The sequence below is a fragment of the Agriterribacter sp. genome, assembly GCF_035444585.1.
In the GTDB taxonomy this organism is placed as follows: Bacteria; Bacteroidota; Bacteroidia; order Chitinophagales; family Chitinophagaceae; genus Agriterribacter.
Map to the genome: position 1 here is coordinate 1 of NZ_DAOMOZ010000180.1, position 10,011 is coordinate 10,011.

Annotated in this window: 9 protein-coding genes; 5 read left to right on the top strand and 4 right to left on the bottom strand. The window is 43.1% G+C overall.

What is annotated here, in order from left to right:
• The 3 genes from PLH26_RS16600 to PLH26_RS16610 form a co-directional block, all read left to right on the top strand.
• A partial coding sequence (locus PLH26_RS16600; protein ID WP_502876403.1) for a Rossmann-fold NAD(P)-binding domain-containing protein occupies window positions 1-455 on the top strand: 455 nt, incomplete at its 5' end.
• 325 nt (window positions 456-780) lie between these two features.
• A complete protein-coding gene (locus PLH26_RS16605) occupies window positions 781-1,350 on the top strand; it encodes a hypothetical protein (RefSeq protein ID WP_324587151.1) in 570 nt (189 codons plus the stop codon).
• 194 nt (window positions 1,351-1,544) lie between these two features.
• Window positions 1,545-1,820 (top strand): hypothetical protein, encoded by a 276-nt coding sequence (locus PLH26_RS16610; RefSeq protein WP_324587152.1) that lies wholly within the window; start codon window positions 1,545-1,547, stop codon window positions 1,818-1,820.
• Here the strand turns inward: PLH26_RS16610 and PLH26_RS16615 are convergent.
• The 4 genes from PLH26_RS16615 to PLH26_RS16630 all read right to left on the bottom strand — a co-directional run bounded on the left by PLH26_RS16615 (window position 1,815) and on the right by PLH26_RS16630 (window position 6,666).
• Window positions 1,815-2,822, bottom strand: a complete 1,008-nt coding sequence (locus PLH26_RS16615; RefSeq protein ID WP_324587153.1) for a glycosyltransferase family 9 protein — start codon at window positions 2,820-2,822, stop codon at window positions 1,815-1,817. The genes PLH26_RS16610 and PLH26_RS16615 overlap by 6 nt on opposite strands.
• A gap of 141 nt (window positions 2,823-2,963) precedes the next feature.
• Entirely contained in the window at window positions 2,964-4,190 is a 1,227-nt protein-coding gene (locus PLH26_RS16620) for an MFS transporter (RefSeq protein ID WP_324587154.1), read from the bottom strand.
• 14 nt (window positions 4,191-4,204) lie between these two features.
• A complete protein-coding gene (locus PLH26_RS16625; RefSeq protein WP_324587155.1) occupies window positions 4,205-5,173 on the bottom strand; it encodes a VTT domain-containing protein in 969 nt (322 codons plus the stop codon).
• Between the two features lie 116 nt (window positions 5,174-5,289).
• Window positions 5,290-6,666 carry a dicarboxylate/amino acid:cation symporter gene (locus PLH26_RS16630; protein WP_324587156.1) on the bottom strand — a complete coding sequence of 459 codons (1,377 nt, stop codon included), beginning with the start codon at window positions 6,664-6,666 and terminating at the stop codon, window positions 5,290-5,292.
• A 174-nt stretch (window positions 6,667-6,840) separates the two neighbouring features.
• Between PLH26_RS16630 and PLH26_RS16635 the strand changes: the two genes are divergently transcribed.
• Both PLH26_RS16635 and PLH26_RS16640 read left to right on the top strand, forming a co-directional pair.
• Window positions 6,841-8,484 (top strand): amino acid permease, encoded by a 1,644-nt coding sequence (locus PLH26_RS16635; protein ID WP_324587157.1) that lies wholly within the window; start codon window positions 6,841-6,843, stop codon window positions 8,482-8,484.
• Window positions 8,485-8,786: 302 nt separating this feature from the next.
• The gene (locus PLH26_RS16640) at window positions 8,787-9,839 is read left to right on the top strand and encodes a flavin reductase family protein (protein WP_324587158.1); all 1,053 of its coding nucleotides are present in this window, start codon (window positions 8,787-8,789) and stop codon (window positions 9,837-9,839) included.
• Window positions 9,840-10,011: the final 172 nt, after the last annotated feature.

Here is a 10,011-nt window from a genome sequence, read left to right on the forward strand (position 1 = left end):
CGCTGTCCGTTTCAGCCATTGATTTACAGGGCATTGTAATTGGCGGTCACGGCGATACCACCATGATCCCCCTGACCCGTTTGGCCACTTACCAGGGTACGCCCGTAAATGCATATGCCGATGCCGAAACATTAAAGAAAGTTGCGGCAGATACGATGGTTGGCGGTGCAACGCTCACAAAATTACTGGGCACTTCGGCCTGGTATGCCCCGGGCGCCGCCGGAGCCGATCTCGTTAAATCTGTTGTAAGAGATGAAAAACGGCTGATACCCTGTTCTGTGTATCTTGAAGGAGAATATGGCCAGAAAGATATTTGCCTTGGCGTTCCTGTAACTATCGGGAAAAACGGCTGGGAAAAAATCATTGATTTCAATTTGAATGAAGAAGAAAAAGCCTTGTTCAGTAAATCGGCAGATGCGGTGCGAAACATGAATAATGTTTTGAATACGCTGTAACATATTTATGTAAATCAGAAGGTCTTCCGGGTAATTGATGCTGAGTCAGGCAATCGTATATTATCGCGAAAAACGAGGCTGAAGCAACCGCTTCACTGCTCACGTTTCAGGTTTGATGCGGTACCGGTTTGAACAGGTCAGGCGCGGGAGACTTTCTTAACATTGTAATATTGCAAGGCTCATATACTGAAACGCGAACGTGCAGTGCGTAAAGCATTTTTTTAAAATAGCATTTCTGGTTATATTTAAGTTTTCCAATGCCTGTTGCAACCTTTAGCCCCAATTCTGTATCCTTACTGTGTCTGGTAAACTTAAATCAACGCGTATGAAGCTGATTTTATTTTTTACATTCGTTACCCTCGTTACCCTATCCTTATCCGCTTATTCACAGGTTCCGTTTAACAGGAATCCCCAACTTAATAAAACCTTATCTCCGTATTCTAATGAACGCATCAGCCCCGAAAAAAATCTGAAGATCAATCCCATGTTTAACTGGCATTTGAATCCCTATTCCAATGCAGCCATCAATCCCGCAAGCAATGCATTGATCAATCCTAAACTCAATACAAGGGTCAATCCCCATTATAATGAGCTGCTCAATCCCCTGCGGTCGCTAAGCCTGAACCCGTTGATGAACGGCAATTGGGTGGGATATTATTTGTTTGATAAAGAAGACAATCACACAGGTTATTACGTATGGGGAAATCAACTGGTGATCCTGTGCTTTGACCTGAAGGGAAAATGGACAGGCTACATGGTTCAAACAGACAATAAAACCTTTAATTGCTTTGATCTGAATGATGAATGGACCGGTATGTTTGCCTGCACCGATTCGGATAGTGGCGTTAATATCTTCAATAAGGAAGGTGAGTGGACCGGATCTTATGCCAAATAAGATATCTACCCTGTATTTATTTTTACTTAGAAGTTGTTTAAAATTAGTTTACCGCCAAAGGTTTTTCCGTGCTGCAGGAATAATTTTGGGGTTGATTTAAGATAAATTTTTCCCATGTCCCCGTTCTTTCAACAACTGTGTCCGGCAGATTGAATAATTTTAGTCATTCAATAGTTATCTTGTATCCTAAGACCATGACAAAGTATCTCAACTCTCCTTTGAAAGTAACAGGAAGCCTGCTCATCCTTGCCGGCTTGTTTATTTCAGTATTTATATTTGATCAGTTCCTTTTTCTCGGATTATCTGTTTTTTCTTTGGGTGTGCTTATCCAGGTAACCGCCGGATTTCTTTTCAAATCGCCGGTAAGGCAGGGCACAAGATGGGGAGAAATAGCGCTGGTGTTTTTCATTTTAGCATTCTTCGGCATATTATTGCTCGATTATCTGGGCGTGATAAAGATAATTTCATAATTGACGCGCTCCTATTTTTTCCTTCACTTCTTCAACCATTTGAGCAATGTCCTGCAAATGCATGCATTTGAAATGTTTTTTGGGACATGTTTTTGTTCCGAAATTAGAGCAGGGCTGACATGGCAGGTGAGGCACGATAAAATTGCTGTGTTTTTGGGGTGAACCGCTCCCATAATAAGGTTCTACATCCAGTTTGGGTGAAGTGCCTCCCCAAATGGCCAGCACAGGTTTTTGAAAAGCACAGGCAATGTACAGCAAACCAGTATCGTGTGAAATGACCAGCTTTGCTCTCCTGGTGATACCGGCCGACTCATTTAGTGAAAACTTGCCACAGGCATTGTATATTTTTACCGGGTCAATACTGGCGATTGCTGTTCCGGCTTCACTGTCTTCTTTTCCTCCAAGCAGTACAACAGGGTGCGGTATTTGCAGGCAAAGCTCCTGTAATTTGTATACCGGCAGCTTTTTTGTAAAGTAGGAGCCCCCTATAACAATGGCGATATAACCCATTTGGTGCGACAAAGGCAATTCGGTTATTTCAATTTCTTCTTCGCGGGGGATAAAATAGTCGAGCCCTTTCCCATCATCCTTTACACCCAGTGGTAGCAATGTATTAAGGCTCCGTTGCGAAATATGAATGCCGGGCATTATATTGATGCCCAGTTTGGTTAGGAGGAATTTTTGTATGCTGAGCTTACGGTAGCCAAGCCACTTTGTTTTCATATCCGTTTCGAGATAAATACGCAGTGTGCGCCAGTTTTTATGCAGGTCAATAATATAATCGTACTGCTCCCGCCGTATATCCCTTACCGTTTGCTTAAGATCTTTATCAAAATAATGGAACTTATCAATGTATGGGTTGGCTGCCGTAACGGCTTTGAATTTTGTTTTGGTAAGAAAATGCACCTCTGCACCCGGAATTTGCTGCTTGAGGCAACGGATTGCAGGAGTGGTCAATACAATATCGCCTATGGAAGAAAAACGGATGATGAGAAATTTCATGGATGCTGGTTGGTTAGTTGGCCCTTTAGTTGATTTTGCTGACGGACGGCTGACTGAAAATTATACCTGGATTCCTTCCTCAATTAAATGATTCGTTACTCACCATTCACATCTCACTATTCACTTCTCACAACTCACAATTCACTCCTCTACATAATTCAGATCCTTGCCAAAGGTTTCTTTTGTAAGTATGATAGCCGCTGTGCCAATTGCCATAATTATTATTGCCGATATCCATCCGCCGGTATAAAAATCGGTAACATTCCGCAAACCCTGGAACAAGGGAAGGATAAAAATAGCCAGCATTCCCCTGATCATATTGGGTATGGTTGTAGCTGCCGTTGCCCTTATATTGGTACCAAACTGTTCGGCGCCCATAGTAACAAATATGGCCCAGAAGCCGGTGCCAAAGCCAAGTCCCGCACATATCCAGTACATCCGGGAAGCAGACCCATTCCATTGAATGGTAAAATAAAGGATCATGAAAATGGCTGTAATGGCATAAAAAACATACAGGGCCTTTTTACGGCTTTTGAACCATTGGCTTACAAATCCAATTATAATATCCCCTAAAGAAATAGCAACATAGGCAAACATAATAGATTTCCCGGGATCTATTTTTTCGGTAATACCCATATGCTTTCCGAACTCGCTTGAAAAGGTAACCAGCACGCCAATCACAAACCAGGTGGGAAGCCCTATTAATATTGCAACTAAATATTTTCTGAACCGCTCTGCGTTGGTGAAGAACATAAGCAGGTTACCGCGTTTTACGTTCATTTTTTTCACTTCGTGGAACATGCCCGATTCAAAAACAGAAATACGCAACAGAAGCAGCAAAAGTCCCAGTCCGCCGCCAATAAAGTAGCAGGTTCGCCAATGAAAATTTTCTTTAATAAAAAAAGCGGCTACAGCACCCGTTAGTCCAAGTCCTGCCACCATTGAAGTAGCAATACCTCTTTTTTCTTTAGAAGTGAGCTCTGATACCAGTGTAATGCCTGCACCCAGCTCGCCGGCCAATCCCAGCCCGGCAATTAAGCGTATCCATTTGTACTGGTCTACCGTTTGTACAAAACCATTGGCGATATTGGCTAAAGAATATAAAATGATGGATCCGAACAGCACACTTATTCTTCCTTTTTTATCGCCCATAACACCCCATATAATACCACCAAGCAAGAGCCCCCACATCTGCCACTGTAAAATGGTTTCGCCATCGGTCAGCAGAGCCGCCTCATTAAGCCCCAGGTCTATTAAGCTTTCTATCCTGATGATGCCGAAAAGAAGCAGGTCATATATATCAACAAAATAACCCAATGCCGCTACTATTACGGCAATATTGAATACAGCGTTTTTGGATTGGGGCATGAGCTTTTGTATTTTTATGCTGTTGGTTTTTTGCTTTTGCCTGATAAAAGTTTCCAGGCCACGGGTAAAGTAGTTACCAGTACAATAATGATAATGATCATTTCGAGGTGATCTCTCAGCTCAAAACCAAACTGTTTTCTTACCCATATTTGTAAGAAATGCCCTGCGAATATCATGCTCACCACCCAGGCCACACAACCCACTATGTTATAAAACATGAATTTTTTGCGGTCCATTTGTACGATACCTGCCACGATTGGTGCAAAAGTGCGTATAACGGGTAAAAACCGTGCAAAAATGATGGCGCCTCCACCGTGTTTTTCGTAAAAATCATGTGCGTCATTGAGGTATTTTCTTTTAAAAAGGAGGCGGTCTTTCCAACTGTACATAGCAGGGCCTATTCTCCTGCCAAACCAGTAACCCACCATGTTGCCTACGATACCGGCCAGGGAAATAAGCGTTGTCATTAGCAATAAGTCTATCCATTCATTGCGGATATGTTCTATGCCAAATGCTTTAAAGAACTCATGTACAAGGTTGCTGCTGTATATTCCGGCAACAAAAAGCAAACTGTCGCCCGGAAGGAAAAAGCCCACGAACAAACCGGTTTCGGCAAATACAATGAATAATAAAAGCCAAAGCCCGCCATTGATAATATAAAACATCGGGTTCATCAGATCCTTCCATGAGAAATCTTTACGAAGCGTGGCTGTTTTTTTTGCTTTGAGCGAAGCAACCGTATAGGAAATATTGCTGTAACCGCTATGGCTGATTGTTACAGAATCGGAGGGCACAACCTGAATGGTAAAGAAGCCGGTTTTATCGGCAAAATAATCTGTTGTTTTACCGGCATTGGTAATGGTGATGTTATTGAGGGTTTCTTCATATTGATTAAGGACCTGGATCCTGATCTCCTCTTCCTGTGCAAATACGGGAAAGCTCATTATAAAGCAGATAGCCGCGCCAACAATTCTTTTGAACATACTTTTGTTTTGAAGTTTTTTCATTTCGGTGGCAAAATTGCAGTATCTGCTGAAATAAATCGCTGAATTTTATAAGCTTTCTTAAAAGAATGCTAAAAGAAAAGGTTAAATTTCTTTTAATCCGGCTGAAATGCCATCGCTTTATTGTCATCAAACTCTCCTTCCCAGCGTGCCACCACACAACTGGCCAGTGTATTTCCAATTACGTTTACAGAGGTTCGTGCCATATCCATGAGCTCATCTATGCCATATATGGCCATGATGGGCCATAGCGGGAAGCCAAAGGTTGATGCTGTAGCAATAAGGATCACCAAAGATGCTCTTGGCACTGCCGCCACTCCTTTGCTCGTGAGCATCAGCGAAAATCCGATCATCAGTTGTTCACCGATAGATAAATGAAGCCCTGCCGCCTGGGCTACAAATACCGATGCAAGAGAAAGGTATAAAGTGGTGCCATCCAGATTAAAGGTGTAACCGGTGGGTATAACAAAGGATACGATTTTCCGCGGTACACCAAACTTCTCCATGTTTTCCATAGCTATCGGGAGCGCCGAGTCGGAGCTGGTTGTGGCAAAAGCAATGGAAACCGGTTCTTTTATGGCCTGGATAAACTTTTTTAGGGGGATCTTTATAAATAATAATATGGGCAAAAGTATGAGGAGCAGAAATGCAAACAATGCTATGTATAATGTGAGCAGCAACATCAGCAGGTTTTTCAGAATATCAAGGCCCAAATGCCCAACGGTTACCGAAATGGCCGCTCCCACGCCAAAAGGAGCGAAATGCATAATGATATTAACAAACTTAAACATGGCTTCAGCCAGGCTCTCCGAGAATTCGAGCATAGGCTTCTTTCGGTTGGGGGCCAGCTTTGCAAGGGCTATTCCAAACAATACGCTGAACAATACAATAGGCAATACATTGCCTTCGTAAATGGATTTTATAATGTTTTCAGGGAAAATGTCTACAATATGATCCTGCCAGGTCTTTTCCACGGCAACCGGCAGCTCTTTCAGTAAAGCCTGGGGTACCTCTATACCCACACCGGCTTTTGTAATGTTTATGAACAGCAGTCCTATAAGTAATGCGAAGGTTGTAACAACTTCAAAGTACAGGAGCGATTTCCAGCCCATTCGCCCTACCTGCTTCAGGTTGGAGTGGCTGGCAATGCCCACCACTAAAGTAGAAAACAATAAGGGTGCTACGATAGTTTTTACGAGACGTAAAAATATGGTACTCAAAAAACGCAGATGTTGCGAAAAGGCGGGGAAGTCAAGGCCTATCTCCACTCCGATAGCCATGGCAACAAATATCCATGTAGTAAGTGATTTTTTAAACCAGGCATACGGTATAAGGCTTCCGATCAAAAGCCACCGGCTGATAAATAATACTTTCTCCGGGATGGTTACCCAATGCTCTAAATGAATAAAATGTAAAACGGCAATAATGGTGAAAAGGGAAAGCGCCAATAATCCTGAACTGCGTTTATTCATATAATGCTAAGGGAGTGTAAATTTCAAAACTAACAGAAAGTTCACGGTTAATGAAATAGAAATCATTTTTTTTGAAATCGGGGAAGTTTTCCTTTGTTTTGGATAGAAATCACTACTTTTCAATCTCATTTTTACATACGCATAGGAAAATCAGTTTAAATATCCACCAACGCTATGAGTTTATTTGTAAGGAAACCAATTGCAGGACTAATTGCAGAGGCACAGGAAACAGGACCGGGAAGTTTAAAAAGAACATTGGGTCCCTGGGCATTGGTGGCTTTGGGTATCGGCGCTATTATCGGCGCCGGTTTGTTTTCTATTACAGGCCTTGCGGCAGCCAATCAGGCTGGTCCGGCCATTACCATCTCATTTATTGTAGCGGCATTGGGTTGTGCTTTTGCGGGATTATGTTATGCAGAGTTTGCATCAATGATACCTGTAGCCGGCAGCGCATACACCTATAGTTATGCAACAATGGGAGAGTTTATTGCGTGGATCATAGGGTGGGACCTTGTATTGGAATATGCGGTTGGTGCTGCTACCGTAAGCATTAGCTGGAGCAGGTACCTGGCTAAGTTTTTGGAAGGGTTTGATATTGTTTTACCTGTTTCATTAACCGCGGGTCCATGGGAAGGAGGCTTAATTAACCTTCCGGCCGTATTAATAGTTGTTTTGGTGAGTTTGCTGCTGATAAGAGGAACACAGGAAAGCGCCTGGGTTAATTCGGTTATTGTAACGCTTAAGGTTGGGGTAGTGCTGGTGTTTATTATTTTAGGCTGGCAGTACATCAATAAAGACAATTATGTCCCCTACATCCCTGATAATACAGGCACTTTCGGAGAATTTGGTTTTAGCGGGGTAATACGGGCTGCAGCGGTAGTGTTTTTTGCATATATCGGTTTCGATGCCGTAAGTACAGCAGCTCAGGAAGCCAAAAATCCCAAAAAGGATATGCCCATAGGCATCCTGGGTTCATTAGCTGTTTGTACCATATTATACATTCTTTTTGCTCACGTGATGACCGGCGTTACCAGCTACACCTCTTTCCGCGGACAGGACGGTATTGCACCGGTAGCGGTTGCTATTGACCATATGGGGAAACCCGATAGTGCAGGATTAATTCACCCCGATTATCCCTGGCTGAACCGTGCGATCATATTGGCGATCCTGGGTGGATATGCTTCTGTTATATTGGTTATGTTAATGGGACAAAGCCGTGTATTTTATAGTATGAGCAAGGATGGCTTGTTACCAAAAGTGTTTTCGAACGTGCATCCTAAATTTCAAACCCCGGCAAAAAGCAATTTGATGTTTATGCTGCTGGTGAGCCTGTTCGCAGCCTTTGTGCCTGCAAGGGTGGTAGGCGAAATGACCAGTATCGGTACTTTGTTCGCCTTTATACTGGTATGTGTTGGAATATGGGTAATGCGCGTAAAAATGCCTGATGCTCCAAGAGGGTTTAAAACGCCGCTGGTTCCCCTTGTGCCGATCCTGGGTATAGCTACCTGCTTTTTTATGATGGCGTTCCTGCCCCTGGATACCTGGATCCGTTTAATTGTATGGATGATCATAGGTTTTGATATTTACCTGTGGTATGGTGTTTACCATAGCAAGCTTTCGGGAGGGCAGGCTCAAACCCTGAAGCAGGGCAATAAAGTTGTGGGTTATAGCGGGTTGTTTTTATCGGTGAGCTTAATTGTAATAGCGTTTGTTCACCATAGCATTACAAACGGGGCGGATACTTTTATTTTTTATTTTTCACTGATTTTTGCTGCTGTTCATGCTTTACTATATATACTCAGGATAATTAAAAAATGATAACGGATAATTTGTAATATATAGGAATCCAAAGGTCTGGCTTAGAAGATGTGCCACAAAGACACATGGGCACAAAGTGCTGATCTTCAGGGTTTATTTTTTTGTGCTTTCGTGCCTGCCCGTCCGGTCCAGGCGGGGCTTTGTGGCAAAATAATACTTAGGCGGCCCCTTCTTGTGTTACCTGGCTTAAAATGAAACCCATTTATTCTGTACACGGTACTTCTGTTAATACTATATTGTCATTGAACTGCGGGGATGCTTTATTTTAGCAAAAATTATGCTTCACCCTGCAACTTTATGTGATGATCAGCCAGGTACTTGACTTTCGTATCACCAAAATCATTCCCGAAACACACGAGGCTTCTACTTTTGTACTGGAGGAGATAGGCGGGAAGAAGGTATTTTACAAAGCAGGGCAGTTCATTACCTTCATTTTTCAGTTAAACGGGTTTGAAGTGCGGCGATCTTATTCCCTGTCTTCAGCACCCGGTGTTGACAAACAGATAAGCATAACAGTAAAGCGGGTCAGGAATGGTCAGGTATCGCGGTATCTGCTGGATCATTGCCGGGCAGGGGATATACTTACGGCGCTTGCTCCATCGGGTAAGTTTGTGCCGGATAAACAGATCACCGCACAAAGCGATATTTTTTTACTGGCAGCAGGAAGCGGTATCATACCGGTATATGCTCTGCTCAGGGATATCCTGCACCATAGCCCCGGTGTTTCAGTGATCCTTGTATATCAGAATCATACAGAAAGGGATACCATTTTCAGGAAAGAACTCGAACAGATGGCAATTCAGTATGCCCACAGATTTACCTGGCTTGATTTTGTGAGTGTTCCGCATTCCCCGCTTCGTTCGTCCCGGCGGCTAAATAATGAACAACTTGAAACGATTATTTCTGAGAAAGTGGGAATCAACCGTAGCAATGCTAAGTTTTTTGTTTGTGGGCCAACAGCTTTTATGCGCATGTGTCAGTTTACCATTTTGCTTATGGGTTTTGATGAAGAGCAGATCAGGAAAGAGTTTTTTGTAATAGATGAGCCGCCGCCCCCTCCATTAATAGAAGATATACGGCCAAGGCGGGTAACCGTTCATGCCGGTGATCAAATGCTGACCTTTACCATCGAATATCCACAAACCATTCTGCAATCGGCACTGGATCAGAGTATTGCGCTGCCTTACAGTTGCCGGGGAGGCAGATGTTCAACCTGTGTGGCAAAATGCCTGGAGGGTGAAATAAAGATGAGCGTAAACGATGTGCTCACCCAAAACGACCTGGCGCAGGGGCTGGTATTGACCTGTGTTGGATATGCGGCATCGGATATAGAACTGGCGTTTGATAATAAGTGAGAAACGTGAGAAGTGAGAGGAGAGAGGTGAAAGTCGGAATGGGTTATTATCTCGCATTTGTTGTCTTACGAAGGGTGAATTGTGAGTAGTGAGTAGTGAGTAGTGAGTAGTGAGTAGTTGTGCATGCCTAAAATAGGTTGACAAAAAACAGTCACTTATTATGAGGCAAAGT

Excerpts from the sequence above, each read along its gene's own strand:
- PLH26_RS16620 (WP_324587154.1), bottom strand. The coding sequence starts at position 4,190 with ATGCCCCAATCCAAAAACGCTGTATTCAATATTGCCGTAATAGTAGCG.
- PLH26_RS16640 (WP_324587158.1), top strand. The coding sequence starts at position 8,787 with ATGATCAGCCAGGTACTTGACTTTCGTATCACCAAAATCATTCCCGAA.
- PLH26_RS16610 (WP_324587152.1), top strand. The coding sequence starts at position 1,545 with ATGACAAAGTATCTCAACTCTCCTTTGAAAGTAACAGGAAGCCTGCTC.
- PLH26_RS16625 (WP_324587155.1), bottom strand. The coding sequence starts at position 5,173 with ATGTTCAAAAGAATTGTTGGCGCGGCTATCTGCTTTATAATGAGCTTT.
- PLH26_RS16635 (WP_324587157.1), top strand. The coding sequence starts at position 6,841 with ATGAGTTTATTTGTAAGGAAACCAATTGCAGGACTAATTGCAGAGGCA.
- PLH26_RS16605 (WP_324587151.1), top strand. The coding sequence starts at position 781 with ATGAAGCTGATTTTATTTTTTACATTCGTTACCCTCGTTACCCTATCC.
- PLH26_RS16615 (WP_324587153.1), bottom strand. The coding sequence starts at position 2,822 with ATGAAATTTCTCATCATCCGTTTTTCTTCCATAGGCGATATTGTATTG.
- PLH26_RS16630 (WP_324587156.1), bottom strand. The coding sequence starts at position 6,666 with ATGAATAAACGCAGTTCAGGATTATTGGCGCTTTCCCTTTTCACCATT.